General features: G+C 65.8%; 22 protein-coding genes and 2 pseudogenes. 16 read left to right on the top strand and 8 right to left on the bottom strand.

Annotated elements, in window-relative coordinates:
- Nucleotides 1-14 precede the first annotated feature (14 nt).
- From M3I53_RS15460 to M3I53_RS15450, 3 genes are all read left to right on the top strand, one after another.
- The gene (locus M3I53_RS15460; RefSeq protein ID WP_254316791.1) at nucleotides 15-608 is read left to right on the top strand and encodes a YigZ family protein; all 594 of its coding nucleotides are present in this window, start codon (nucleotides 15-17) and stop codon (nucleotides 606-608) included.
- Nucleotides 609-765: 157 nt separating this feature from the next.
- A complete protein-coding gene (gene fliD / locus M3I53_RS15455; RefSeq protein ID WP_254316790.1) occupies nucleotides 766-2,208 on the top strand; it encodes a flagellar filament capping protein FliD in 1,443 nt (480 codons plus the stop codon).
- A gap of 320 nt (nucleotides 2,209-2,528) precedes the next feature.
- Entirely contained in the window at nucleotides 2,529-2,774 is a 246-nt protein-coding gene (locus tag M3I53_RS15450) for a DUF2964 family protein (RefSeq protein WP_254316789.1), read from the top strand.
- A 25-nt stretch (nucleotides 2,775-2,799) separates the two neighbouring features.
- On the opposite strand, the gene M3I53_RS15445 is transcribed toward M3I53_RS15450, so the two are convergent.
- Entirely contained in the window at nucleotides 2,800-3,426 is a 627-nt protein-coding gene (locus M3I53_RS15445) for a hypothetical protein (RefSeq protein WP_254316788.1), read from the bottom strand.
- A gap of 59 nt (nucleotides 3,427-3,485) precedes the next feature.
- Complete coding sequence (locus M3I53_RS15440; RefSeq protein WP_254316787.1) at nucleotides 3,486-3,884, bottom strand: hypothetical protein; 399 nt, start codon at nucleotides 3,882-3,884, stop codon at nucleotides 3,486-3,488.
- 808 nt (nucleotides 3,885-4,692) lie between these two features.
- On the opposite strand from M3I53_RS15440, the gene M3I53_RS15435 reads away from it, so the two are divergent.
- On the top strand, nucleotides 4,693-5,097 hold the full coding sequence (locus tag M3I53_RS15435) for a helix-turn-helix domain-containing protein (RefSeq protein ID WP_028202557.1): 405 nt from the start codon (nucleotides 4,693-4,695) through the stop codon (nucleotides 5,095-5,097).
- A gap of 44 nt (nucleotides 5,098-5,141) precedes the next feature.
- Here the strand turns inward: M3I53_RS15435 and M3I53_RS15430 are convergent, their stop codons facing one another.
- Entirely contained in the window at nucleotides 5,142-6,767 is a 1,626-nt protein-coding gene (locus tag M3I53_RS15430; protein WP_254316786.1) for a diguanylate cyclase, read from the bottom strand.
- A 165-nt stretch (nucleotides 6,768-6,932) separates the two neighbouring features.
- On the opposite strand from M3I53_RS15430, the gene M3I53_RS15425 reads away from it, so the two are divergent.
- Nucleotides 6,933-8,522 carry an inorganic phosphate transporter gene (locus M3I53_RS15425; RefSeq protein WP_254316785.1) on the top strand — a complete coding sequence of 530 codons (1,590 nt, stop codon included), beginning with the start codon at nucleotides 6,933-6,935 and terminating at the stop codon, nucleotides 8,520-8,522.
- Nucleotides 8,523-8,595: 73 nt separating this feature from the next.
- Here M3I53_RS15425 and M3I53_RS15420 read toward each other — a convergent pair.
- The 4 genes and pseudogenes from M3I53_RS15420 to M3I53_RS15405 all read right to left on the bottom strand — a co-directional run.
- A pseudogene (locus M3I53_RS15420) lies at nucleotides 8,596-8,781 on the bottom strand (helix-turn-helix domain-containing protein); the annotation flags it as partial.
- A gap of 29 nt (nucleotides 8,782-8,810) precedes the next feature.
- Nucleotides 8,811-9,740 (bottom strand): polyphosphate kinase 2, encoded by a 930-nt coding sequence (gene ppk2, locus M3I53_RS15415; RefSeq protein ID WP_254316833.1) that lies wholly within the window; start codon nucleotides 9,738-9,740, stop codon nucleotides 8,811-8,813.
- Nucleotides 9,741-9,850: 110 nt separating this feature from the next.
- The gene (locus M3I53_RS15410; RefSeq protein WP_254316784.1) at nucleotides 9,851-10,231 is read right to left on the bottom strand and encodes a VOC family protein; all 381 of its coding nucleotides are present in this window, start codon (nucleotides 10,229-10,231) and stop codon (nucleotides 9,851-9,853) included.
- Between the two features lie 240 nt (nucleotides 10,232-10,471).
- Nucleotides 10,472-11,125: pseudogene (locus M3I53_RS15405) on the bottom strand (FadR/GntR family transcriptional regulator); the annotation flags it as partial.
- 207 nt (nucleotides 11,126-11,332) lie between these two features.
- Between M3I53_RS15405 and M3I53_RS15400 the strand changes: the two are divergent.
- The 11 genes from M3I53_RS15400 to M3I53_RS15350 all read left to right on the top strand — a co-directional run bounded on the left by M3I53_RS15400 (nucleotide 11,333) and on the right by M3I53_RS15350 (nucleotide 23,445).
- Complete coding sequence (locus tag M3I53_RS15400) at nucleotides 11,333-12,124, top strand: (Fe-S)-binding protein (RefSeq protein ID WP_254316783.1); 792 nt, start codon at nucleotides 11,333-11,335, stop codon at nucleotides 12,122-12,124.
- Between the two features lie 11 nt (nucleotides 12,125-12,135).
- Entirely contained in the window at nucleotides 12,136-12,855 is a 720-nt protein-coding gene (locus M3I53_RS15395; RefSeq protein WP_254316832.1) for an LUD domain-containing protein, read from the top strand.
- Nucleotides 12,852-14,318, top strand: coding sequence for a LutB/LldF family L-lactate oxidation iron-sulfur protein (locus tag M3I53_RS15390; protein WP_254316782.1), 1,467 nt, complete (start codon nucleotides 12,852-12,854; stop codon nucleotides 14,316-14,318). Before M3I53_RS15395 ends, M3I53_RS15390 begins: the two co-directional genes overlap by 4 nt.
- 91 nt (nucleotides 14,319-14,409) lie before the next feature.
- Nucleotides 14,410-16,113 carry a lactate permease LctP family transporter gene (locus M3I53_RS15385; protein ID WP_254316781.1) on the top strand — a complete coding sequence of 568 codons (1,704 nt, stop codon included), beginning with the start codon at nucleotides 14,410-14,412 and terminating at the stop codon, nucleotides 16,111-16,113.
- Nucleotides 16,114-16,364: 251 nt separating this feature from the next.
- Entirely contained in the window at nucleotides 16,365-19,178 is a 2,814-nt protein-coding gene (locus M3I53_RS15380; protein WP_254316780.1) for a monovalent cation/H+ antiporter subunit A, read from the top strand.
- Nucleotides 19,178-19,531, top strand: coding sequence for a Na+/H+ antiporter subunit C (locus M3I53_RS15375; protein WP_254316779.1), 354 nt, complete (start codon nucleotides 19,178-19,180; stop codon nucleotides 19,529-19,531). The genes M3I53_RS15380 and M3I53_RS15375 overlap by 1 nt, the downstream gene beginning before the upstream one ends.
- A complete protein-coding gene (locus M3I53_RS15370; protein WP_254316778.1) occupies nucleotides 19,528-21,192 on the top strand; it encodes a monovalent cation/H+ antiporter subunit D in 1,665 nt (554 codons plus the stop codon). The genes M3I53_RS15375 and M3I53_RS15370 overlap by 4 nt, the downstream gene beginning before the upstream one ends.
- Nucleotide 21,193: 1 nt before the next feature.
- Complete coding sequence (locus M3I53_RS15365) at nucleotides 21,194-21,688, top strand: Na+/H+ antiporter subunit E (RefSeq protein ID WP_254316777.1); 495 nt, start codon at nucleotides 21,194-21,196, stop codon at nucleotides 21,686-21,688.
- Nucleotides 21,682-21,957, top strand: a complete 276-nt coding sequence (locus M3I53_RS15360; RefSeq protein ID WP_254316776.1) for a K+/H+ antiporter subunit F — start codon at nucleotides 21,682-21,684, stop codon at nucleotides 21,955-21,957. The genes M3I53_RS15365 and M3I53_RS15360 overlap by 7 nt, the downstream gene beginning before the upstream one ends.
- Before the next feature lie 9 nt (nucleotides 21,958-21,966).
- The gene (locus M3I53_RS15355) at nucleotides 21,967-22,365 is read left to right on the top strand and encodes a Na+/H+ antiporter subunit G (RefSeq protein ID WP_254316775.1); all 399 of its coding nucleotides are present in this window, start codon (nucleotides 21,967-21,969) and stop codon (nucleotides 22,363-22,365) included.
- Nucleotides 22,366-22,653: 288 nt separating this feature from the next.
- Nucleotides 22,654-23,445 (top strand): DUF4397 domain-containing protein, encoded by a 792-nt coding sequence (locus tag M3I53_RS15350; RefSeq protein ID WP_254316774.1) that lies wholly within the window; start codon nucleotides 22,654-22,656, stop codon nucleotides 23,443-23,445.
- Between the two features lie 52 nt (nucleotides 23,446-23,497).
- Here M3I53_RS15350 and M3I53_RS15345 read toward each other — a convergent pair whose 3' ends face one another.
- The gene (locus M3I53_RS15345) at nucleotides 23,498-24,406 is read right to left on the bottom strand and encodes a LysR family transcriptional regulator (RefSeq protein WP_254316773.1); all 909 of its coding nucleotides are present in this window, start codon (nucleotides 24,404-24,406) and stop codon (nucleotides 23,498-23,500) included.
- Between the last annotated feature and the right edge of the window lie 130 nt (nucleotides 24,407-24,536).

The following is a 24,536-nucleotide window of genomic DNA, read 5'->3' as shown; positions in this document are numbered from 1 at the left end:
GTGCCACCCCGCTCGTGCCGACTTTCACGCTCGCCCATCCCGTTACCGCGGAACTCGATATCCGCAAGAGCCGCTTCATCGCGCACGCTATTCCTGTTGCCGACCGCGACGCGGCCATGTCTGAAATCCGCCGTCTGCGCGACGAACATCCCGCCGCCACGCACGTTTGCTGGGCGCTGCTCGCGGGCGGCCAGTCCGGCATGTCCGACGACGGCGAACCCTCCGGCACCGCCGGGCGCCCGATCCTCGAAGTGCTGCGCCATCACGACCTGGACGGCGTGCTGGCCGCCGTGGTGCGCTACTACGGCGGAGCGAAGCTTGGCGCGGGCGGCCTCGTGCGCGCCTATACCGACGCCATTGCCAGCGCCCTGCAGGGGGCGCAGCGTATCGAGCGCATCGCGCAGGCGCGCCTCACCGTCGAACTCGGCTATCCCGATGAAACCCGCGTGCGCCACTGGATCGACCAGCAGCAGTTCACGCTGGTGGAAAGCCAGTACGCCATGACAGTCCGCCTCACGATCCAGTTGCCCGCCACCGCCCTCGACGCCGCGCGCACCACGCTCACCGACCTTACACAAGGTCGCTCGGGCTTCCCCGAGCACCTCTGAAGCGGGCCGCGGACTGCCTCCGCAGTGCCGACCGCGCACTTTTCAAAATCTTTTCATTTCTTTCATAAAGTTTCATGAAAGCTTGCCGTAATGAAAGCATGACCGCGCATTCGCGCGTTCCGTCGACTCGACGCACCAGAACGAACGGACTTCTTTCATGGCAAGCACGATCACGAACACCACGACCGCCAGCGCGAACAGCGCGCTGAGCGACGCCGCCCAGTCGATCATCAGCGGCGCGACCAACTCCGCGCTCGACGTCAACCAGCTCGTCAAGGCGCTCGTCAACGCAAAGATCGCGGGGCCGAGCGCTATCCTCAGCGCGAAGCAGACGGCCAGCAACACGACGCTGTCGGCGCTCGGCACGCTGAAGTCGGCGCTCGCTTCGCTCCAGACCTCACTCGAGCCGTTCAAGGATGGCGCCGCGCTGCAACGCTTCACCGTCACGACGAGCGAGAAGGACAAGGGCTTGAGCGCAGTGGCGGGCAAGAACGCCGAGGCGAGCAGCTTCACGGTCGAAGTCGATCGCCTCGCGACAGCGCACAAGCTCGCCTCGGACAGCTTCGACGCGGGCGAGACGCTCGGGGAAGGCAGCCTCGACATCTCGACGGGCGGCAAGTCCATGCATCTGACGATCGCCGGTGGCAGCAACAAGCTCACCGACGTCGTCGCGGCGATCAATCGGGCGAAGGACAACCCCGGCGTCACGGCTTCGATCGTCAACGGCGCCGACGGCCAGCACCTCGTGCTGACCGCGAACAAGACCGGCGCGGCCAACGCGATCGAGGTGCAGGCGGCCTCAGGCCTCGATCCGCGCCTCGTTTCCTCGCAGATGCGCGAAGTCGAGGCAGCCGGCGACGCCGAGCTACGCATCGACGGCACGCGCGTCACGAGCGCGAGCAATACGCTCGAGGGCGTGGTGAGCGATATCACGATCAAGCTCGCAAGCGCATCGGTGGGCACGAAGCAAACGCTCACCGTCGCCCCCGACACCGAAGCGACGGGCACATCTATCCGCGACTTCGTGAAGGCGTACAACAGCTACGTGGATGCCCTGAACGGGCTGACCTCCTACACGGCCGCGACCGGTTCGACGAGCGCGCAAGCGGGCGCGCTACTCGGCGACTCGATCGCGCGCACACTCGCGGCGAGTCTGCCGGCGGTCGTTTCGACGGGCGTGAAGGGCAGCGACGGCGTGACCCATTCGCTGGGCGAGATCGGCATCAAGCTCGACAAGAGCGGCAAGCTCGAGATCGATGACGAGACGTTCAAGAAGGCGCTGCAACCGGGCAACAGTGCGATTGCGGCGCTATTCGGCAGCGGCGGCATCACTGCGAAACTCAACAGCGCCATTACGCCCTACGTGAAATCGAGCGGCATCATCGAGCGGCGCAGCACGGACATCAACAAGGAGCTCGACGACATCAAGAAGCAGTCGTCGATGCTCGATGTGCGCGCAACCCAGCTCACTGCGCAATTCAACCGCCAGTTCACCGCGCTCAATAACCTCATGTCGATCATGAACAACAACCAGCAATATCTGACACAGCTCTTTGGCGGCGCAAACAGCGCGGGCGCCCTCGCGACGAATCACAAATAAGGCGTGAATGCGCGCGGCTCGACGCTAGCAAACGTCGACGGCAGACGAAAAAAAAGGCCGCCGAGTGAATCGGCGGCCAACAGGGGACGTGAAGAACAACCGCGAATCGAACTATCGAATCGACCCGACCGCTCCATCATGGCGAGCCAAAATTAAGACAAACTTAAACGCGCGCAAAAAACGATTGGGAATTCCGGCGCGCGAGGGCGCAGGCAATGGAAAGAACGCGTAATAATGGGCTGGCTATACTTGATCCGGTCCGGGCCGCTCGTTCATTCGCGCCCGCATGACCGTCTTCTACCCAACCCGGAAGAGCCGCCATGTTTGATCGACTGCATCGGTTTATGGAAGGCGCAGGTCCCGAGCGGCGCCATCGCGTCTGGAGCAAGCTGCGCATTTTTGTGGCCGCAATGGGCACGCTCGGCTCTGCCGCCGGCATCGCCATCGCAGTGGTCGGGCTCATCAACTTCGACCAGCAGAAGGTGATTGCCGGCGTGGCCGTCATCATCGTCTGCACGGCGATCTACGTGTCGATCCTCGTGCGCGACCGCAATCGCGCCGACTAGCACACGCCGCCCTGGCGTCACTGCCTCACTGCAGGTTCTGGCCGTCGCGCGTGACGTGCACGGCCGTCGCGCCCACGTAGTCGGCGCGAATGCTGTCGCCCACCTTGATCGATTCGAGCGGCACGTCCGGCGGCGCGACCACCACGACCGTGCGGTTCGGTCCGCGCAACGCGACCTTGCGGCTCTTGCGGTCGATCTTCTCCACCGTGGCGATCACCTGCACGCTGCGCGCCGTCGCCGTCATGCCGCCGGAAGCGGGCGTGGTAGCGACCGTATCGACGCGCGAGCGGATGCCCCTCGTGGCCATCTTTTCAGCGCGCAGCAGCAACGCCTCCTTGTAGAGGATGTTCACATGATCGCCGGGCTTGAGCTTGCTCACGTCGCCGACTGCCGGATCGACTGCGACCGTCACGAGGTTGCGTCGCGCGCCGCGCAGCGTGACCGAGTTGGTGGCCGCGTCGATGCTCACGACCGTCGCCGTGGTCTGCACCTCGCCGATCTGCAGCGCGGCGTTGGGCGCACTCTCGGGCGCACTCTCGGGCGCGGCAGCGGACGCCGTCTGCGCAAACAGCGGTACATGCGGCGACACGCCGAGGGCAAGCACGAGTACGGCGCCGAGCAGCGGCGCGCAACAACGGTAGCGCGTGGACATGAAGCCTCCTGGTGTGGATGGTGATTGGCACGAGAGCGGCATGGCGCCGCTCGCTCGCATCAAGCGCTGTTTATGCAGGCTTCTTCGGCCGCACAGCGCAGGTAATGGGCATACACACGCTCGCGTTCTTCGTTCGCGAGCTGACGCTTTTCGGCGAGCCGCAGCATTCGATGCCGGTCCGCGCCGAGCGTTTCGTAGTAGCGCTCGGCATGCAAGCGCTTGAAGCGCGTATAGAAGTCCGGGCCGGGCAGACCCGAATCGGTCGAGAGCAGCGAGGCGTAGTCGGCCTCGCGCGGCTCGCACAACGCGGCCGCGGCCGCCTCGAGCATTTCGTAACGCACCCGCAACGGCACCTCGCCCGCGAACAGGGCATGAAACGCTCCATACGGCACGAGCGAGCGCCGGCTCGCAGCGCGGCGCAACAAACGACCTACCTTTTCATCGAGTTCTTGGTTCATCCGCAGCGGCCAGAAAGCGGGCCGCCGCCCGTGCCGCGCATCGCTTGACGGAGCGCGCGGACGCGTTTGGCGGCCCGGCAGGATTCAGGGACCCGTTTCGCCGCACGATACGCTGCGCGGCGAATCCGGCATTCTGCATTCGTTCATTCGAATCAAACCGCATTGAAATCGATTCGAAATATTTGCGAAAACCCATTCTGCACAAAAAAATCAAATCACTCCCTGAAATTGCCCGATCGCCATCCCATCCACGCCGAGGCATACCGGTTTTTTACCAGACAGCGGCTGCACACGCTAACAAACATTTAAAGGTGCGACAACCTTCACTTAATTCATATTGAATAAAACCGACTCAACTCAATATGTGCCGAATACTGAATTAGTCATACAAAACAACGCCAAGTGTTGTTTTTCAAGGTTGAGCAATTAAGTCAGGTTAACCGGCTGCAATGGGAGCAAACTGCGCATTGCGTGATCGGTGCGAAATGGCGGCGCGCATTGTTGACGCACGCGAGTCGGTTGTTTTTTCCCATTAGTTCAGGATTATCCACAAGTCAAGCAGACTATTTTTCCGCTAGCTATACACATTCCCTACAAAAACAATTATTAATATCCGCTGCGGAACACCGAGGCGTTTCGCAACAAGCGCCCTTCACCGGGCGTCGATTTCGCCGTCCGTCATGACCCCCGCGTCACCGCACCGGCGCCGGGTCCATGGCAAGCGACAAGACCCGCTTGCAGGAAGGGTTACAGGAGCGGCACATCCGCAATGCCGCGTGTCCGGAATCTTTCGTCGACGAGTGAACACATGCTTACCCGAACCGAGAACCTGCCGAGCGTCGCGAGAAGAATGGCCGCCGGCCAGATGTTGATGGAAGGCGCGACCGTGAATAGCGTCGCCGACTCACTCCACCTTTCCGCCCAGACGGTGAGGCGCTACAAGTCCATCGTCGAGGACGGCGGCCTTGCAGCGCTCCAGCAGATGAGCGTGGGCGGCCGGCCTTCAGTGCTCGATCAGGCCGCGCTAGGCTGGATCGCGAGCGCCCTGCACGGCTCCGCGCGAGAGCACGGCTTTGCGAGCGATGCGTGGACCAACAGCCGCGTGCGCGAGTTGATCGGCCGCCAGTTCGGCGTGCACTATTCGCGCGTCTATACCTGGCAGATCGTCTCGAACCTCGGCCTCGGCCACCGGCTGTCCAAGTCCGCGCGCTGAACGGCATCGAGTGCGTCGCGCGCCGCACGAGAAGCCGGCGCGCTTTAGCCTCGCGTTGCGGGCGCATCGCGGCCTCGGCTTCCGGCTTCGGAATCCACCAGCGGCTGCGCCCCCTCGCCCGTCAATTGCTGCGACCGGACCTGATTGCGACCCGCTTCCTTGGCCTCGTAGAGCAGGCGGTCGGCGGCGGCCAGCAGCTTCGCGCCGCTGCCGCCCTCCGGCGGATTGCAGCTCGCACACCCCGCGCTCACCGTCACGCACCCATGGTGCGTACCAATCAGCGTGAGATTGTCCGACTCGATGCGTTTGCGGATCTTTTCCGCCATGCGCGTCGCAGCGTCGAGCGCCGTGCCCGGCAGCACCACCGCGAACTCTTCGCCGCCAAAGCGCGCGGCGAGATCGGTTGCGCGCCGCGATCCTGCGGCGATGCGTCCGGCCACGAACACCAGCACCTCGTCGCCGGCGGCGTGCCCGTAGGTGTCGTTGAAGAGCTTGAAGTGGTCGATGTCGAAAAACAGCACGGCAAGCGGCGTGCGCCCGCGCACCGCGTGATGCCATTCCTCCGCGAGACGGCTGTCGAGCGCGCGGCGATTCGCAAGCCCGGTGAGCGGGTCGGTGACGGCGAGACGCATGAGCTTGCCCTCGGCCACCACCTTGTCGCGCAATGCGAAGGCGAGCATCCACGACACCGCGACCCACGCGCCGCCGAACACCGTGGTCATCACGAGGGCGATATAGCTGCGCCGCCGCCAGCTGGCGAGCACGTCCCCTACGGCGGGCGCGACGACGACGATGAACGGCGAGTTGCCCACGTGCGCAAAGGTGTAGATGCGCTCGACCCCGTCGATTGCCGAGTGCGACGTATAGGTGCCGGCGTCGCGACGCGAAAAGAACGCGAAATTGGGCAGGTCCGCGTAGCTCGAGCCGGCGCCGCGCGTCGAGGGCGGCTTGCTCGCGAGCAACGTGCCGTCGCGCATCAGGATGAAGAGGTGGCCGCCGGGGCCCAGGTCGATGCGCTCGAGCAGCTGAGCGAGATAGTCGAGGCGCACCCCGAGCAGCGCGACGCCCGCAAACGAGCCGTCGGGCGCGTTGATGCGGCGCGTGAGCCCGATCGTGAGCGCGCCGCCGCGCAGGCGGGAGTGGAACGGCTTCGAAAAGAACAGGCCCACATGCGGGTCGCGCTGCTGAGCAATGAAGTAATCGCGGTCGGCGAACGAAATACCGACGGATGAGGCGTCGAAGGCGTTGCTGCGCGAGGCTTTGACATGGCCCGTGGCGTCGATCACGTAGGCCCCGCCGAGCCTCGACGCCGCCGTCGCCCGGTCGAACAGCACGCGCTGGCGCAGCGATTCGGGCATGCTCCAGGTCTGCGGCTGCTGCGCCGCCTGGACCACGGCCTGCAGCGACAGGTCGTAAATCTCGACGTTGCGGGCAATGTCGTTGCTGATGAGCTGCACGAGGTTGCGGGAGTTCTCCTGCGCGTGGCGCAGCTCCTCGGCGCGGCCCTCGTAGAGCGCCGCGTAGGTGAGGATCGCCATCACCGTCGCGACGAGCGTGCCGGAAAGACCCGCGAAGAAGGGATAGTTGCCGATCAGGCGCGTCGCCGCCTTCGCCCGCGCGTGGGCCCAGCGGTGCACCAGAAGACGCAGCGAAAGAACCCGTTTTGGCATCTGCGCAATCCTCTTGCTGACGGCGCGATTCATTCGATGGAGCGCCGGTCTGTCGGGCATGCATCGGGCATGGCTGGCACGAATCCGTCATCAAACGGACACCTGGGCGGTTCAGGATCGGAGGCGAAACCTTTGCCCACTCCCTCCCCCAGGAGCCCGCCTGCCATGCCAGAATTTTCCCTGTCACCGCAACCGGGCGCCGCCCCCGCACGCGGGCGCAATGCCAGCCTGCTCGCGTTCCTTGTCGTCATCGCCGCAGGCGCGGTATACGTGGGGATGCATCTCGCCGACGACCTCTCGCCGGTGCGCGAAAGCTCGGCGATGCCCTGGATCCTGCTCGGCATCGCACTCCTGATCGCGCTCGGCTTCGAGTTTGTGAACGGCTTCCACGATACCGCGAATGCGGTCGCAACCGTCATCTATACGCACTCGCTTTCGCCCAATATCGCCGTGATGTGGTCGGGCGCGTGGAATTTCCTCGGCGTGCTCACCTCCACCGGCGCGGTGGCCTTCGGCATCCTGCAACTGCTGCCTGTGGAACTGATACTGCAAGTGGGCAGCAGCGCGGGCTTCGCCATGGTGTTCGCCCTGCTCATCGCCGCGATCATCTGGAATCTGGGCACGTGGTATTTCGGTCTGCCTTCGTCCAGCTCACATACGCTGATCGGCTCGATCATCGGCGTGGGCCTCATGAACCAGCTCATGCACGGCGCGAACGGCACGAGCGGCGTGGACTGGAGCCAGGCGCTCGGCGTGGGCAAATCGCTGCTCTTTTCGCCGATCGTCGGCTTTTTGCTGGCCGGCCTGCTGCTGCTCATCCTCAAGGCCGTCGTGCGCGTGCCCGCGCTCTACGCGGAGCCGAAGGGCAAGGAGCCGCCGCCGTTCTGGATCCGCGCGCTGCTCATCCTCACCTGCACGGGCGTGTCATTCGCGCACGGCTCCAATGACGGCCAGAAGGGCATGGGCCTCATCATGCTGATCCTGATCGGCACGGTGCCCACGGCCTATGCGCTGAACCGCGCCGTGACGGCCGAGCAGACGCAGACCTTCATCGCCGTCGCGCACGACGCCACGCGCGCGCTCGAGCGCTACACGAACGGCGTGGCCGCGCCCGCCGATCCGCGCGCCGAAGTGGAACGCTTCATCGGCCGCCGCGCCCTCTCGAACACGACGGTGCCCGCGCTTGCCGCGCTGTCGAACCAGGTGACCGAACAGGTGCGCGGCTACGGCTCGCTCGCGGCAGTGCCGCAATCGGTCGTCGATAACGTGCGCAACAACATGTACGTGGTCTCCGAGGCGATCCGCCTGCTCGACAAGCAGAAGGCGGTGCCCTTCTCGGCCGACGACCTGAAGTCCATCAACAACTTCCGCAGCCAGATCGACCACGCGACGAAATTCATCCCGACATGGGTGAAGGTGGCCGTGGCGATCGCGCTGGGGCTCGGCACGATGGTGGGGTGGAAGCGCATCGTGGTGACGGTGGGCGAGCGCATCGGCAAACAGCACTTGACCTACGGCCAGGGCGGCTGCGCGGAGGTCGTGGCGATGGTGACGATCGGCGCGGCGGACGTGTACGGTCTGCCGGTCTCGACCACGCATGTGCTCTCCTCCGGCGTGGCGGGCACGATGGCCGCGAACGGCTCGGGCCTGCAATGGAATACGGTGCGCAGCCTCGTGATGGCGTGGGTGCTCACGCTGCCCGCTTCGATCGTGCTGGCGGGGGCGCTTTATTGGGTGTTCAAGCACGTGTTCTGAGCACGAACGGTCAGGAAAAAGCCGCGCTCCCTGTGAGGGGAACGCGGCATTTTTTTACCTTGTGCGCCTGCGTTCAGACAATCGAGATTTTCAGCGTCTTGCCGCACGCCTGCGCGTATTTGCGCAATGTGTCGATGGAAGGCGAGTGCTCGCCTGATGCGAGCGCGCGTTCGAGCCGCGTTACCGCTGGCGCTTTCGTACCCATGCGCTCGGCGACCTGCGCCTGACTTAGTCCTGCTTGATGGCGGGCCGCCAGCACTCTCGATCAGGTCAAACGCGAGCAACCCCTCAATAAATTTCCGGAATGAACATATTCTCCGGCACCGGCTGGCGAATGTAATCCGGATGATGCACGCGCGCCGGCAGTGTGACCTGCGGGTGCTCGATCTCGTGATACGGCACCTGGCTCAGCAAGTGGTGAATGCAGTTCAGGCGCGCGCGCTTCTTGTCCACGCCCTGCACGACCCACCACGGCGCCTCGGGAATGTGCGAGCGCTGCAGCATCACTTCCTTCACGTGCGTGTAGGCCTCCCAGCGGCGGCGGCTTTCGAGGTCCATCGGCGAGAGCTTCCACTGCTTGAGCGGATCGTCGATGCGGCTCTGGAAACGCACTTCCTGCTCGTCGTCGGTGATCGAGAACCAGTACTTGACGATCTGGATGCCGCTCCTCACGAGCATCTTTTCGAACTCGGGCACCGAGCGAAAGAATTCTTCGTATTCGTCGTCGGTGCAGAAGTTCATCACGCGTTCCACGCCCGCGCGGTTGTACCAGCTGCGATCGAACAGCACCATCTCGCCGCCCGCCGGCAGATGCTGCGCATAGCGCTGGAAATACCATTGCGTACGCTCGCGGTTGTTCGGCGCGGGCAGAGCGGCCACGCGGCACATGCGCGGGTTCAGCCGCTGCGTGATGCGCTTGATGACACCGCCCTTGCCTGCCGCGTCGCGTCCCTCGAAGATCACGACGAGCCGGTGCCCCGTGCTCACGATCCAGTCCTGCATCTTCACGAGTTCGCCCTGCAGACGGATCAGCTCGCGGAAATAGACGCGGCGCAGCGCACGCGCCTCGTCGCTGATCTGCAGACCGCTTTCCTGCAGCCGGTCGTCGACCTCCATTTCGAGCTCTTCATCGTAGGCGTCGATGAGCTCTTCATCTAGACGCCGGCGGCGTTGCAGCTCGGCTTCCTGCTCTTGCGCATCCCGTTGTTCGGCATCCATCGTGCGGTCCAGTTCATTCATGGCGACTCTCTCCTTGGTCGATATGCTGTCAACTCGCGCCACTATCGGCGCAGCGAGTGTCACGAATATTTCAAATGCATTGCGGCGGCTCAAGTGAGCGGCTTGGCGAAGCTCAGCTCGTGGCCGTCCGGGTCGGCGAGATGGAAATATCGCTCACCCCACGGCGCGTCGTGCGGCGCGAATTCTGGCCTTGCACCGGCCGCCAGCGCCTGGGCGTAAAAGGCGTCCACGTCGGCGACGTAGAGGATCACGCGGCCCCAGCCGCTCACCGCACCGTGCGGTCCCTCCAGCAGGTTCAGATAGCAGGCGCCGGCAGCGCCCCCCAGCTCGAACGACGCAAATCCTGGCACCGCCGGCCCGGCTCTCTGCACGAAGCCGAGCGCCTCGTAAAAGGGCACCGACCGCGCGATGTCGCTGACAGTCAGCGTCACGGCACTCAACGCTACGATTTGCGCGGCGCGTTGGTTCATCTGTTCCTCCTGCTCATGCGGCCAGCTAATGCGTGCGGCCCGGAATGAGGCCCGTCGGCCCGATCAGCCGACTTTAGCAGCGTTCGCGCGGCCGGCGCGGGCCGCCGGTGCTTTCTCTCGGCCGCCCGACACCCTGCGCGCGGTGTTGCGCGCCGGCTTGCCCGCCTGCGCAGCCGCTGGCGCGGCGAGCGGCGCATCGCCGCTGGTTGGACCAATTTCCGGCCAGCCGATCTCTTCTCCCACCCGCGTACGCACGAAGTCGATGTGCGTCTGCATCGCCGTGCGCGCCTCCTCGGGACGCCGCGCGACGATCGCGTCGCACAGCGTGCGGTGCTGCAGCAGCAACTGGTCCGGCGCATCTTCGTTGTGCACGCGCAGCCCCGTGCCGTTGATCGTGATGTGCTCGCGCAGCACGCCCAGCACGCTCGTGTGCAGATGCAGGAACATCGCGTTGTGCGAGGCCTGCGCGATCACTTCGTGCAGCTTCGCATCGGTGTCGGCTTCGGCGGCCTTGTCGTCCGCTTCGCGCGTGCGCTCCAGTTCCTGCATCAGCGCGCGAATGCGCTCGAGATCCTCGTCGCTCGCGCGCAGCGCCGCAAAATACGCGGTCGCACCTTCCAGCACGCGGCGAAACTCGAGGATGTCTTCGCGCAAGGCCGGATGATCGGCCACGAGTTGCCCCCAAGGCGAAGCAAAGCCCGTGCGCAGCTTGTCGGTGACGAACACGCCCGCGCCCGGCCGGCTCTGCACGAGGCCGCGCGCGGCCAGGCGCTGAAGCGCCTCGCGCACCGTGTTGCGCGCCACGTCGTATTCCAGCGCGAGCACGCGCTCGGAAGGCAGCTTCGCTCCTGCGCGCCAGGTGCCGTCGAGCAGCGACGTCTCCATCTGACGCATCACGGTCTCCACGCGCCCGCGAGCGCCTGCCCTGTCCCTCATTGTCGTATCCGAGTCTCGTTCTAGCTCGCGGCAAGTGGTCCAACCAGTTTGAACCGTTCGCCCGAAGCGGGAATTATGCGCCCAAACCAGCGCTCGTCCCCAACCTGCCCGGCCCCTGGCCCGTGGGGAAGCAGCACGAAAGCGCGCAAAGACACCGAGTGAGACATGAAGTCACGGCAATACCCCACCGAGCGCCCCACTGACGTCTACCTGTTCGCCACCTGCCTCGTCGACCTGTTCGTGCCGCAAGCCGGCCTCGACGCGGTGAAGCTGCTCGAACGCGAAGGCCTCACGGTCCATTTCCCGCGCAGCCAGAGCTGCTGCGGCCAGCCCGCGTATAGCAGCGGCAACCCGCGCCAGGCGCGCGAGGTCGCGCTCGCGCAACTCGGACTCTTCGAAAAGCCCTGGCCCGTAATCGTGCCTTCCGGTTCGTGCGCGGGCATGATGCGCCACCACTGGCCTGCGTTGTTCGACGGCGACGCCACCAACGCCGCGCGCGCCGAGGGACTCTCGGCACGCGTCTACGAACTCGCGGAATTCCTCGTGCGCGTGCTGAACGTCGACTTCGACGCGTACGGCGCGCAGGGTACCGTCCAGCAGCCCGACGAGCGCGTCGTACTGCACACCTCGTGCGGCGCGCGGCGCGAGATGGGCACGCGCGCGCACGGCGTCGAAGTCGTCGATGCGCTGCCGGGCGTCACACGCATCGAGCACGAACGCGAATCGGAATGCTGCGGCTTCGGCGGCACGTTCTCGCTCAAGCACCCGGACATCTCCGGCGCGATGGTCGCCGACAAGATCGCTTCCGCCTGCGCCACGGGCTGCGAGCGCCTGGTTTCCGCCGACTGCGGATGCCTGCTCAACATCGGCCACGCGGCAGCGCACAAGGGCGCGCCGCTCGCCGTGGAGCACCTCGCCTCGTTCCTCTGGCGCCGCACGGGCGGGGATGCCGCATGAACGTCGATACGATGAGCGCGCGTGCGCGCATGCTGCAACGCCTGCGCGGCCATGCACCCGCCGCGCCCTCCACCACGCTCGAAGCGCTCGACGCGCGCATCGACGCGCATTTCACCGGGCGCCGGGCGCTCGCCCCGCTGGCGCTGAACGAACGCATCGCGCAGTTCCGGCGCATGCTCGAGGCCGCGCACGCGGAAGTGATCTGCGCGAGCGCCGCAACGTGGGCCGCCGATCTCGCCGGCCGCCTCGCGGCGGCGGGCGTGCGCAGCCTGCTGCTCGACATCGCCTGCGCCGAAGGCCAGGCGCTCGAGGCGGCACTCCCGTCCGTCGTGCAGGCACGCAGTTACGCGCAGCCGATCGAGCAATGGAAGGCCGAACTCTTCGACACCGTCGACGCGGGCTTCACCGTCGCGCGCTCGGGTCTCGCGGCGACGGGCACGCTCGTGGTCGTGCCCGACGCGAACGCGCCGCGCACGGTCTCGCTCGTGCCGCCGCTGCACGTCGCGCTGATCTACGCGAACACGCTGCACGCCGACCTGCACGCCGCCGTGGCCGCGGAGCGCTGGCGTGAGGGCATGCCCACCAATCTCGTGATGATCTCGGGACCTTCGAAGACCTCGGATATCCAGCAGACCACCGCCTACGGCGCGCATGGTCCCCGCGCCCTGTGGGTCGTCGTCGTGACCGATGAGGATCGCGCAACGGGTGCGCAGCATGGAGCCGCCGAATGAGCACGACCACGCAGACCTCACAGGAAAACACGCTTCATTTCGTCCCGACCGCGGAATTTCACCAGCGCGCGCGCACGGCGCTCGACGACCCGCAGCTGCGCAAGAGCTTTCGCGGCGCGATGGATTTCCTGCAAGGCAAGCGCGCGGCGCAGTTTCCCGAAGCGGACGAACTGGAAGCCCTGCGCGATCTCGGCGAAGCCGTGCGCCAGCACGCGCTCGCGCGCCTGCCTGAACTCCTGGAGCAACTGGAAGCGAAGCTGCGCGCGAACGGCATTCAGGTGCATTGGGCCGAGACCGCCGAGGAGGCGAACCGCATCGTCCACGCCATCGCGCAGCATCACGCGGCGACACGCGTGATCAAAGGCAAGTCGATGGCGAGCGAGGAAATCGAGCTCAACCATTACCTCGCCGAGCGCGGCGTCGACTGCATCGAGTCGGACATGGGCGAGTACATCGTGCAGCTCGCGGGCGAGAAACCTTCGCACATCGTGATGCCCGCCATCCACAAGACGAAGGGCGACATCGGACACCTGTTCGAAGCGCACATTCCCGATACGCCCTTTACGGAGGACGTGGACACGCTCATTCAGACGGGCCGCCGCGCGCTACGCCGCGCCTTCGTGGAAGCGCAGATCGGCCTCTCCGGCGTGAACTTCGCCGCCGCCGACACGGGCACGCTCTGGCTCGTGGAAAACGAAGGCAACGGCCGTCTTTCCACCACGGTGCCCGACGTGCATATCGCGATCATGGGCATGGAAAAGGTGGTGGCGAAGCTCGAGCATATTGTGCCGCTTTCGAGCCTGCTCACGCGCTCGGCCACGGGCCAGCCGATCACGACGTATTTCAACCTGATCAGCAGCCCGCGCCGCGCAGGCGAAAAAGACGGCCCGCGTGAGGTGCATCTCGTGCTGCTCGACAACGGCCGCAGCCAGGCCTACGCCGACGAGCAACTGCGCGCCACGCTGCAATGCATCCGCTGCGGCGCGTGCATGAACCACTGCCCGGTGTACACGCGCATCGGCGGGCATGCGTACGGCACGACCTACCCGGGGCCGATCGGCAAGATCATTTCGCCGCATCTGCTCGGGCTCGACGCGACTGCAGAGTTGCCCACCGCTTCGAGCCTGTGCGGCGCGTGCGGCGAAGTCTGTCCGGTACGCATTCCGATTCCGCAACTGCTGGTGCGCCTGCGCACCGAGGCGAACCGCGACCCCGAGGAAAGCGTGGCGCATCCGTTGCGCGGCCAGGGTGCGAATCACAGCAGGAGCGAGCAGTTCATCTGGCGCTTCTGGAGCGGCGCGTTCGCGCATCCGCGCGCCTACCGTGCGCTGCGCTGGGCCGTGACGCGTCTGCGCGGCCTCGCGCCCTCGCAGCAAATGGGCTGGACGCAGCATCGCACGCCGCTCAAGCCCGCCCCGCGCAGCCTGCACGACCTGCTGCGCGAACGCGACCAGCCGCAATAGCGTTCATCTCGTCAGGCGTGCGAAATAACGCTAAAAGCAAGCCTGACGAGATCACATAAATTTTCTACCCGCATCATCGGAGGAGACCGTAGTGCAACCCTGGTACCAGATCTACACACCGCTCGGCAGTCTGTGGCTGTCCGCGCTCGTGGCCGCCATTCCCATTCTGTTCTTCTTCGTCGCGCTCGCCGGCCTGCGCATGAAGGGCCATGTCGCCGCGGCCATCACCCTGCTGCTCGCGCTCGCCGTGGCGATCTTCGAATACGGCATGCCCGTGCGCCAGGCGCTCGTTTCCGCCGGCTTCGGCTTTGCCTACGGCATCTGGCCGATCGCGTGGATCATCGTCACCGCGGTGTTCCTCTACAAGATCGTCGTGAAGACGGGACAGTTCGAGATCATCCGCGCCTCGGTGCTCTCGATCACCGATGACCAGCGCCTGCAGCTGCTGCTGATCGGCTTCTCGTTCGGCGCGTTCCTCGAAGGCGCGGCGGGCTTCGGCGCGCCGGTGGCGATCACCTCGGCGCTGCTCGTCGGCCTCGGCTTCGAGCCGCTCTACGCCGCGGGCCTGTGCCTCATCGCCAATACCGCGCCGGTTGCGTTCGGTGCGATGGGGATTCCCGTCATCGTCGCGGGCCAGGTGACGGGTATCGATCCGTTCCTGATCGGCGCGATGGCGGGGCGCCAGTTGCCGCTGCTCTCACTGTTCGTGCCGTTCTGGCTCGTCTTCATCATGGACGGCAAGCGCGGCGTGAAGGAAACGTGGCCCGCCGCGCTCGTGGCCGGCGGCAGCTTCGCTGTTACGCAGTACTTCACGTCGAACCACATCGGGCCCGAGTTGCCGGACATCACCTCGGCGCTCGTGAGCCTCGTCGCGCTCGCCGCGTTCCTCAATGTGTGGCAGCCGCGCCGGGCAACGCAAGGCGCGAGCGTGAAGGTGAGCGGCGGCGCCGCTGCGCTGGGCGGTTTCGGCGGCGGCAGTTCGCGTGCGGCGGCTTCGAGCCGCAAGGCTTCGCCGTTCAGCATCGCGCAGACCGTGCGCGCGTGGTCGCCGTTCATTCTGCTCACGGCCATCGTGACCGTGTGGAGCGTCAAGCCGTTCAAGGCGCTCTTCGCAGCGAAAGGTCCGCTCGCGGGCACGATTCTGAGCCTGCACGTACCGGGCCTCGATCAGCTCGTGGTGCGCACGGCGCCGATCGTCGCGTCGCCCAAGCCGTACGAAGCCGTGTTCAAGCTCGACTGGCTCTCGGCCGTGGGCACCGCGATCATGATCACCGCGATCCTCTCCGCGATCCTGCTGCGCATGAAGCCGCGCGCCGCCGTTGCCGCGTTCTTCGAGACGCTCGGCGAACTGCGCCGCCCCGTGCTGTCCATCGGTCTCGTGCTCGCCTTTGCGTTCGTCGCGAACTACTCGGGCATGTCGTCCACGCTCGCTCTCGCGCTTGCGGGCACCGGCGCCGCCTTCCCGTTCTTCTCGCCGTTCCTCGGCTGGCTCGGCGTGTTCCTCACGGGCTCCGATACCTCGTCGAACGCATTGTTCTGCTCGCTGCAGCACACCACGGCGCATCAGATCAACGTGTCGGACACGCTGCTCGTCGCGGCCAACACCTCGGGCGGCGTGAGCGGCAAGATGATTTCGCCGCAATCGATCGCGGTGGCCTGCGCGGCAACCGGCCTCGTCGGCAAGGAATCGTCGCTGTTCCGCTTCACCGTGCGTCATAGCCTGTTCTTCGCGGCTGTCGTTGGCGTGGTGACGCTGATCCAGGCTTATGTGCTGACCGGCATGATCCCGCGGTGATGGCTGAGTTGCCGGTGCAACGCGCCGTAACAAAGTGATGAGGGCCGACTCCCCCCGCGCGCGGGCGACGAAGGTGCCCGTGAAGATCGTCGACGAGCCGCGAGGCCGGAGGACCTGACGCACGGTTATTTCCTGTGGCACCCCGTGGCCGCCTTGATGCCACACGAATGAACTCCGTCCCCGTTTGCGGCTATGATCGTCTACTGCGGCGCGGCGACTCGGCGCCCTGTCGGACCCACGGGGAGTGTCGAATGGCAATGGGGTGGCTCGTCGTATTACCGTTCGTCGCCGCAGCGCTCGTCGCGTTCGCGGGGCCGCTTGCTGGACGCTGGGCGTCCGCCTCCGGCACGTGGGTCGCATTCGCGGCCGCGCTCTTCGGCCTGGGACTGCTGGGCAGCGAACGCGTTGGCATGGCCACCCATGGCGTACTGCACTGGCAAGCCGACTGGATCCCGCAGCTCGGCCTCTCGTTCGCGCTGCGCCTGGACGGTCTTTCGTTCATGTTCGCGCTGCTCGTGCTCGCGATCGGCCTGCTCGTTTTTATCTACGCACGCTACTACCTCGCGGGCAGCGAGTCGCTGCCGCGCCTTTACGCGCTGCTGCTGCTCTTCATGGGCGCGATGCTCGGCGTGGTGCTGTCGGACAACCTCCTGCTTCTCGTGATCTTCTGGGAACTCACGAGCATCGTGTCGTTCCTGCTGATCGGCTTCTGGCCTTCGCGCCCCGAAGCGCGGCGCGGCGCGCGCATGGCGCTCACCATCACGGGCGCGGGCGGCCTCGCGCTGCTGGCAGCCGTGCTGCTGCTTGGCCATGTCTGCGGCAGTTACGACCTCGATGTCGTGCTTGCGCATGCGGGCCTTGTGCAGCGCCATCCGCTGTATCCCGCGATTCTCCTGCTCGTGCTTTTCGCGGCCTGCACGAAGTCCGCGCAGTTCCCGTTCCACTTCTGGCTGCCGCATGCGATGTCGGCGCCCACGCCCGTTTCCGCATACCTGCATTCGGCGACCATGGTCAAGGCGGGCATCTTCCTCATCGCGCGCTTTTACCCCGTGCTCGAAGGCACCGACTGGTTCTTCTACGTGACGAGCCTGATCGGCCTCGTCACGCTCACGGGCGGTGCGGCCATGGCGCTCGTGCAGCGCGATCTCAAGGGACTGCTCGCGTATTCCACCATCAGCCATCTCGGGCTCATCGTGCTGCTGTTCGGCCTCGACACGCAGCTCTCCACCGTCGCCGCGCTCTTTCACACCTTCAATCACGCGGTGTTCAAGGCCTCGCTCTTCATGGCGGCGGGCATCATCGACCATGAAACGGGCACGCGCGACCTGGGCCGCCTGCGCGGCTTGCGCCGCTTCATGCCGCATACCGCCGCGCTGGCCGCCGTGGCATCGCTCGCCATGGCGGGCGTGCCGCTGCTCAACGGCTTCCTCTCGAAGGAGATGTTCTTCGGCGAAACGCTTGCACAAGGACTCCTTGGCGACTTCAACTGGATCATCCCCGCGCTCGCTGTCATCGCAGCGGGGCTCTCCGTCGGGTACTCGCTGCGCTTCGTATGGGGCGTGTTCTTCGACGGCCAGACTCCGCACGACCTTCCGCACTACCCGCCGCACGAACCGCCGCGTTTCATGAAGCTGCCCGTCGAGATTCTCGTCGTCATCTGTCTGCTCGTGGGCCTCGTGCCGCAGCAGACCATCGGCAGGATGCTCGAGTCCGCGGCGTGGTTCGCGCTGGGCGGCAGCGTGCCCACGTACAGCCTGAGTTTGTGGCACGGCATCAATCTGCCGCTCGTGATGAGCGGCGTGTCGTTTGCGGGCGGCGCGCTGTTGTTCTTCTATCGCCGCGATGCGTTCCGCCATCATCGTTCGGTGCTTTCCGAAATGAACGCGAGCGAAGGCTTCGACCGCTTCGTGCAGCAGCTCGAAAAGGCCGCGGGCCTCGTCGTCAATCTCTTCGAAACGCGCTCGCTGCCGGCGTATCTCGCGTGGATGATCGCGGCGATGCTGATCGCGCCGGGCTCGGCGCTCCTCGCGCTCGCTTCGCTGGACGGCGCATACCGCTCGGCGCCGCTCGATGCGATGACGCTCGTCGGCCTCGTGCTGATGGCGTTGATGGCGGTAGGCGTCGTGCTCGTGCGCGCCAATACGCTCTATGCGCTCGTGATGCTGAGCACCTGCGGGTTGCTCGTCACGCTCGCGTTCGTGCGTTTCTCCGCGCCCGACCTCGCGCTCACGCAGATCTCGGTGGAAGTGGTCACAGTGCTGCTGCTCGTGCTCGCCATCTACTTTCTGCCTGTCGTGCAGCGCGCGCCACAGCCTGCCGCCGCGCGTGCCCGCAATGCGGTGCTCGCACTCGCGGGCGGCGCGCTGATCGGCGCCGTGGCGTATGCGGTGATGACGCGCGCCCCCATCGACGGCGTCGGCCAGTTCTTTCTCGCGAACGCGCTGCTGGGCAGCGGCGGGCACAACGTCGTGAACGTGATCCTCGTGGATTTCCGCGGGTTCGACACGATGGTCGAGATCAGCGTGCTCGTGGTCGCGGGGCTCGCCGTCAAGGCGCTGCTGCGCGGCCTGCGCCTGAAATCGCCCGATACGGGCCCGGGCGGCCTGCCGTGGTCGTCGCAGTCGCATCCGCTGCTGCTCGCCATTCTTGCGCGCCTCATGCTGCCGCTCACCCTGCTCGTTGCCGTGTTCATCTTTCTGCGCGGCCACAATCTGCCCGGCGGCGGCTTTATCGCCTCGCTCGTGATCTCCATTGCGCTGCTGCTGCAATACGTGGCGAGCGGCGTGCTGTGGACCGAGTCGCGCATCCGCGTCAACTACCGCGGGCTAGCGGGCCTCGGCATTCTCGTCGCGGCCGCGACGGGCGTAGGCGCGATCGTGCTCGGCCACCCGTTCCTCACCAGCGCGTTCGGCCATCTGCACGTGCCGCTGATCGGCGAAATCGAACTGAGCACGGCCATGCTGTTCGACCTCGGCGTGCTTGGCGCCGTGGTCGGCACGACGCTCACGATCGTCTCGCACCTCGGCGTGCGCGACAAGGACATGCAATCCGTGGAGAAAAGCTGATGGAAGCCGCCTTCGCCATTACGCTCGGCGTGCTCTGCGCAAGCGGCCTCTACCTGCTGCTGTGCGCCCGCGTGCTGCCGGTGATCCTCGGCATCACGCTGTTCTCCTATGCGATCAATCTGTTCCTGCTCGGCATGGGCCGGCTCTCCACCGGCAAGCCGCCCGTGATCGCGGCGGGCGCGCAGTATGCCGACCCGGTGCCTCAGGCGCTCGTGCTCACTGCGATCGTGATCGGCTTCGCCATGACGGCCTTCACGGTCGTGCTCGCGCTGCGCGCGCTCGCGATCGACGGCACCGACCACGTGGACGGCGACAACCCGCAGCGCAGCGGCCTGGAGATGCGCGGCGAATGAACCACGCTCTCATCCTCCCCATCCTGATTCCGCTGTTCGCGGCCGGCGCGATCGTTGCGCTGCCGCTGCGCGCGAAACGCCTGCAGCGTGCGATCAACGTGATCGCCACGCTAGCGCTGCTGCCCATCGCGGTGGCGCTCGCCGAATTCGCGGCGCAAGGGCAGGTTGCCAGCTACGCACTCGGCGCGTGGCCCGCGCCGTTCGGCATCGTGTTGCAGATCGACCGGCTCGGCGCACTCATGCTCGTGCTGACCGCGCTGCTCGCGTGTTGCTGCCTGCTCGGCACCACGAGTGCCGATGTGCGGCGCGGACGCTACTATCGCGCACTCGTGCAGTTCGAGCTGATGGGCCTGAACGGCGCGTTTCTCGCAGGCGATCTCTTCAATCTGTTCGTCTTCTTCGAGCTGCTGCTAATCGCCTCCTACGCGCTGCTGCTGCATGGCGGCGGCCGCCGCCGCGTGCGCAATGGCCTGCACTACATGCTGTTGAACCTCGTGGGCTCGTCGTTTTTCCTGATCGCGCTGGGCGTGCTGTACGGCCTCACGGGCACGCTCAACATGGCCGACGCCGGCGAGCGGCTCGCGCACCTGGACCCCGCGTCGCTGCCCCTCGCGCAGTTCGCGGGCGCGACGCTCATGCTCGTATTCGGCCTCAAGGCCGCCGTGTTCCCCATGTCGTTCTGGTTGCCACAGGCGTATCGAAGCGCAATCGGGCCGGTGGCCGCGCTGTTCGCGATCATGACCAAGGTGGGTATCTACGCGATGCTTCGCTGCGACGCGCTCGTGTTCGGCGCGGCGGGCGGCGTGCTCGACGCGTTCCTGCATCAATGGGCGTGGTGGCTCGCCATTGCGACGATCGTCTATGGCGCGCTCGGCGCGCTCGCGGTATCGAGCCTCAAGACCACGACCGGTTTTCTCGTGCTGGTCTCGGTCGGCCTGCTGATTGCGGCTGTCACGCTGCAGACCGTGCTCGCCTGGAGCGCGCTGCTGTACTACCTCATCAGCACGACGCTATGCACGGGTGCGCTGTTCATGCTCGCCGATACACTGGAGTCCGAACCAGGCGAGCCGGCGACCGTGCCCGCTGCAGCCGAAACACGCGAGCCCGCCTCGCTAGAATCGCTCGACGACGCCTCCGCGCCGGCCATCACACCCGAAGCAGACGGCGAGCCGATCGCAGTGCCTCCCAAGGCGGCGAACCCTGGAAAAACGCCTGCGCCGTGGCCCTCGAATATCGCCGGTGTGCTCTATCTCGCGGCAGCGGTTGGCGCAGTCGGCCTGCCGCCGCTCTCGGGCTTTCTAGGCAAGGCCATGGTGCTCGCCGCCACGCCGCTTGCGCAGGCCGTCGTGCTCTGGCCCGCCGTGCTGGTCGCGGGCCTGCTGTCGATCGTCGCGCTCAGCCGCACAGGCACACGCCTGCTGTGGGCGATGCCCGCTGCACGCGCCTGCGTCGGCGCACCCGCCACCGCGCCGCGCGGCAGCCGCGCCAAGCTCGGCGCGTGTGGGCTGCTGCTTGCGGGCGTGGTGGCGGCAACGGTGTTTGCCGGCCCGCTCAAACAATATCTCGACGCCACCGCCGCGCAGTTGCTCGACCGCGAAGCCTACGTTCACGCGATCCTGCCCGCGCAGGCCGCGCAAGCCTCACAGGGCGGAGGAAGCTGACATGCTCAAGAGGCTCTTTCCGCACCCTTGGCTCACCGTCGTGCTGCTCGTATGCTGGGTCTTGCTGATGAACGACATCTCGCCGGGCAACCTGCTCCTTGGCGTCGTGCTCGGGACCGTCATCGCCTACCGCGTGGGCGAAGGGCTATGGCTCGCGCCCGTGCGCTTCGGCAAACCGTGGCTGCTCGTGCGGCTCTTCGGGCATGTGCTCTACGACATCCTCGTGGCGAATCTCGAAGTCGCATTGCTCGTGCTCGGCCCGACGAAGCGCCTGCGCCCTGCCTTCATCGACGTGCCGCTCGACAGCACCCACGAAATCGCGCTGTCCGCGCTCATTAGCATCGTCTCGCTGAGTCCCGGCACGCTGTGCGCCGAACTCTCCGACGACCGCAGACGCCTCGTCGTGCACGTGCTCGATCTCCAAGACGAAGCCGCGCTCGTCGCCTTGATCAAGTCCCGTTACGAAGCCCCGCTCATGGAGATCTTCGCATGCTAGCCATCATCATCCCGGTGTCGTTCGCGATCCTCGGGCTCGCGTTCCTGCTCACGCTCGTGCGCCTCGTGCGCGGGCCTTCGCTGCCCGACCGTCTCGTTGCGCTCGACACGCTCAACGTCAACGCGATCGCGCTCATCGTCGTCTACGGCATCATGCTGCGCTCGACGGTCTTCTTCGAAATCGCGCTGCTCATCGCGGTCATGGGGTTCGTGGCAACCGTCGCATTCACGAAGTACCTGCAGCGCGGCGACATCATCGAACTGAACTAGGGCTTCGCCATGCAAACCGTCATCGAAGCGATTGTCTGCGTGCTGCTCCTGCTCGGCAGCGCGTTCACGCTGATCGGCGCGATAGGCCTCGCACGCCTGCCCGACTTCTACATGCGCCTGCACGGACCCACCAAATCGACCACGCTCGGCGTAGGCGGCGTCGTGCTCGCTTCCGTCGTGTACTTCAGTGCGCACAACGATTTCGCGAGCCTGCACGAAGTGCTGATTCCGGCGTTCCTGTTTCTCACCGCGCCGATCAGCGCGCATATGCTCACGAAGGCCGGGATCCAGCAACGCGTCGCCGTTTCGTCCGTCACGCGCGGACGGCCGGACGCCGCCCGCGCAAGTGCAAGCGGTCATCGTGCGCAAAACGCGGACCCGGATGACAACGGCGCACAGGACTCTTGAATATCGGCGCGCACCTTCGCGCCGCCGTAAAAGCTGCCATCGAACGTCGCAAGTGCCGCGCGCGGCCGCCTTCACACGCGTGCAGCCCCCATCGCCCCCCTCTCCTTATCCCGTTGCGCGCGCACGCATTGCGCGGAAACGCGCCGCACGGCACACCAATTGCTGATCGCACTCGCCCCTATGCAGCATCGCGCCGCCGTCCGGGCTCGCGCAGGGGCGCAATAACAACGCACGGCCACAAATGAGGCCGTACACCGTGCAGCCTGAACGAAACGAATGAGGTCAACAATGAAGACAATACGCACATTGCTCGCGTTCGCGAGCGCGGCAGCCCTGCTCACGGCATGCGGCGGCGGCAGCAGCAGCAACGACGTCGGCAAGGAGATCGGCGTGCAGAATCCCGAGATACATTTTGTGCACGCCCTGCCTGGCGGCCCGAACGTCGACTTTCTGGTGAACGGCAGCGCCCTGCAGACGAACATCGCGTACAAGCAGGTCACGAACTTCGCCAACATCAACACCGGCAACACCAACGTCTCGTATGCGAGCACGGGCACGACCACGGCGATTGCGAGCGGCGCCTTCCCCGACGTGGCGAAGGGTCACGAGTACACCGTGCTCGCGTTGCCCGCGCTCACGGGCGGCGACATCGGCCTGATCGACGATCCGTTCGACAAGGGCCTGCTTTCCAGCAGCGCACGCCTGCGCGCCTTCAACGCCACCGTCAATGCGCAGAACCTCGACATTTACATCGTCGCGCCCGGCACGGACATCAACACCGTGCAGCCGACCTTGCCGGCCGTGGGATACAAGAATGCCGTGCCCGCGAGCGGCCAGGACTCGATCTATATGAACGGCGGCAACTACGTGGCGATCGTCACGACAGCGGGCAGCAAGACGGCGATCTACGAGTCGGCCTCTTTCAACCTCGCGAACAATGCGGACTGGCTCATTACGACCGTGCCGATCTCGGGTACGCTCTCGCAACTCCTGCCGGGGCAGATTCACCTGCTCGTCGCGCAGGGCGGCAACACCTCGCAGCCGGCCGTGGAGTACAACAACACGCTCACGGGCCAGTAGTTCGTTGCGCTTGCAACCGGCGCGGCGAGTGGCGGCGTGCTACCTGCGCCGCTCACGCGGCCGCGCCGCGCCCGGTTTTGCGGGCCTCCCCCAGCACGTAATCGATGAAGGTGGACGCCGCCCGCGTGTGATGGCGGTTCGGCATATAGAGCATGTACATATGCGTGCCGAATATGCTCAAACGCCACGCGTCGAGCGACGTGACGGCAGCGCCTTGGCGAATGTCGTCGTGCATCACGTAGTCGGGCACGATGCCTACGCCGAGCCCCGCGAGAATCGACTGGCGCAGAAATAGAAAGTTTTCCGAAATGATCGAAGGCTCGAGCAGCACCTCGTGCCGGTCGTCGTTCAGATAACCCGCAAGGCGCAATTGCCGCCCCACCACCGTCGCCGTGATGACGGGTGCGCGCGCCAGATCCTCCAGCGTTTGCGGCATGCGGTGCTTTTCGGCCCACTCCGTGCACGCACACGCGATGTACTTCACCGGCCCCATGTCGCGCGCCACGAGGTTCTGAGGCGGCTCGTGCATCACGCGCACGGCAATATCGACTTCGTCGCGCAGCAGGTCCTCCACGCGGTTTTCGAACATCACGTCGAGCACGATGCCGGGGTACATCCGCTTGAACTGAATGAGCCAGTCCGACATCACGAGCTGCCCGTAGCCGCTCGGCACGGAAAGCCGCACGCGCCCCTGCAGGCTCTGGCCGAGGGTGGAAACCGATTCGCGCGCGGCGAGCAGCGCATTCTGGATCGCCCGGCCGTGCTCGTAGAGCTTCAGGCCGATTTCGGTCGGCTCGACCCGGCGCGTGGTGCGGCGCACGAGCTGCAGGCCGATCGACTTCTCCAGATGGTTGAGGTGGTAGCTGACGTTCGCGCGGCTCATCTTGAGCCGGCGCGCCGCCTCGCTGAGGTTGCCCGCGTCGAGAATCTCGACGAGCAGGGTTAGCGCATTGACGTCCATGCCAACATCCACTGTCAAAAATACCTTGACAGTCTGTCAATGAGCGATGGGATTGTCAATTGCCCCTGGCGCGCCGAGAATCGACGCGAACATGAAACATTGCCGTCTGGCGCGCCAGTCCGGCCCTCAT

This window comes from Paraburkholderia sp. CNPSo 3272 (assembly GCF_024206495.1).
GTDB lineage: Bacteria > Pseudomonadota > Gammaproteobacteria > Burkholderiales > Burkholderiaceae > Paraburkholderia.
This window is presented reverse-complemented; position numbering and strand designations above follow the sequence as displayed.

Coding starts and splice junctions, on each gene's coding strand:
- fliD (WP_254316790.1), top strand. CDS start 766: ATGGCAAGCACGATCACGAACACCACGACCGCCAGCGCGAACAGCGCG.
- M3I53_RS15450 (WP_254316789.1), top strand. CDS start 2,529: ATGTTTGATCGACTGCATCGGTTTATGGAAGGCGCAGGTCCCGAGCGG.
- M3I53_RS15445 (WP_254316788.1), bottom strand. CDS start 3,426: ATGTCCACGCGCTACCGTTGTTGCGCGCCGCTGCTCGGCGCCGTACTC.
- M3I53_RS15440 (WP_254316787.1), bottom strand. CDS start 3,884: ATGAACCAAGAACTCGATGAAAAGGTAGGTCGTTTGTTGCGCCGCGCT.
- M3I53_RS15435 (WP_028202557.1), top strand. CDS start 4,693: ATGCTTACCCGAACCGAGAACCTGCCGAGCGTCGCGAGAAGAATGGCC.
- M3I53_RS15430 (WP_254316786.1), bottom strand. CDS start 6,767: ATGCCAAAACGGGTTCTTTCGCTGCGTCTTCTGGTGCACCGCTGGGCC.
- M3I53_RS15425 (WP_254316785.1), top strand. CDS start 6,933: ATGCCAGAATTTTCCCTGTCACCGCAACCGGGCGCCGCCCCCGCACGC.
- ppk2 (WP_254316833.1), bottom strand. CDS start 9,740: ATGGATGCCGAACAACGGGATGCGCAAGAGCAGGAAGCCGAGCTGCAA.
- M3I53_RS15410 (WP_254316784.1), bottom strand. CDS start 10,231: ATGAACCAACGCGCCGCGCAAATCGTAGCGTTGAGTGCCGTGACGCTG.
- M3I53_RS15400 (WP_254316783.1), top strand. CDS start 11,333: ATGAAGTCACGGCAATACCCCACCGAGCGCCCCACTGACGTCTACCTG.
- M3I53_RS15395 (WP_254316832.1), top strand. CDS start 12,136: ATGAGCGCGCGTGCGCGCATGCTGCAACGCCTGCGCGGCCATGCACCC.
- M3I53_RS15390 (WP_254316782.1), top strand. CDS start 12,852: ATGAGCACGACCACGCAGACCTCACAGGAAAACACGCTTCATTTCGTC.
- M3I53_RS15380 (WP_254316780.1), top strand. CDS start 16,365: ATGGCAATGGGGTGGCTCGTCGTATTACCGTTCGTCGCCGCAGCGCTC.
- M3I53_RS15375 (WP_254316779.1), top strand. CDS start 19,178: ATGGAAGCCGCCTTCGCCATTACGCTCGGCGTGCTCTGCGCAAGCGGC.
- M3I53_RS15370 (WP_254316778.1), top strand. CDS start 19,528: ATGAACCACGCTCTCATCCTCCCCATCCTGATTCCGCTGTTCGCGGCC.
- M3I53_RS15365 (WP_254316777.1), top strand. CDS start 21,194: ATGCTCAAGAGGCTCTTTCCGCACCCTTGGCTCACCGTCGTGCTGCTC.
- M3I53_RS15360 (WP_254316776.1), top strand. CDS start 21,682: ATGCTAGCCATCATCATCCCGGTGTCGTTCGCGATCCTCGGGCTCGCG.
- M3I53_RS15355 (WP_254316775.1), top strand. CDS start 21,967: ATGCAAACCGTCATCGAAGCGATTGTCTGCGTGCTGCTCCTGCTCGGC.
- M3I53_RS15350 (WP_254316774.1), top strand. CDS start 22,654: ATGAAGACAATACGCACATTGCTCGCGTTCGCGAGCGCGGCAGCCCTG.
- M3I53_RS15345 (WP_254316773.1), bottom strand. CDS start 24,406: ATGGACGTCAATGCGCTAACCCTGCTCGTCGAGATTCTCGACGCGGGC.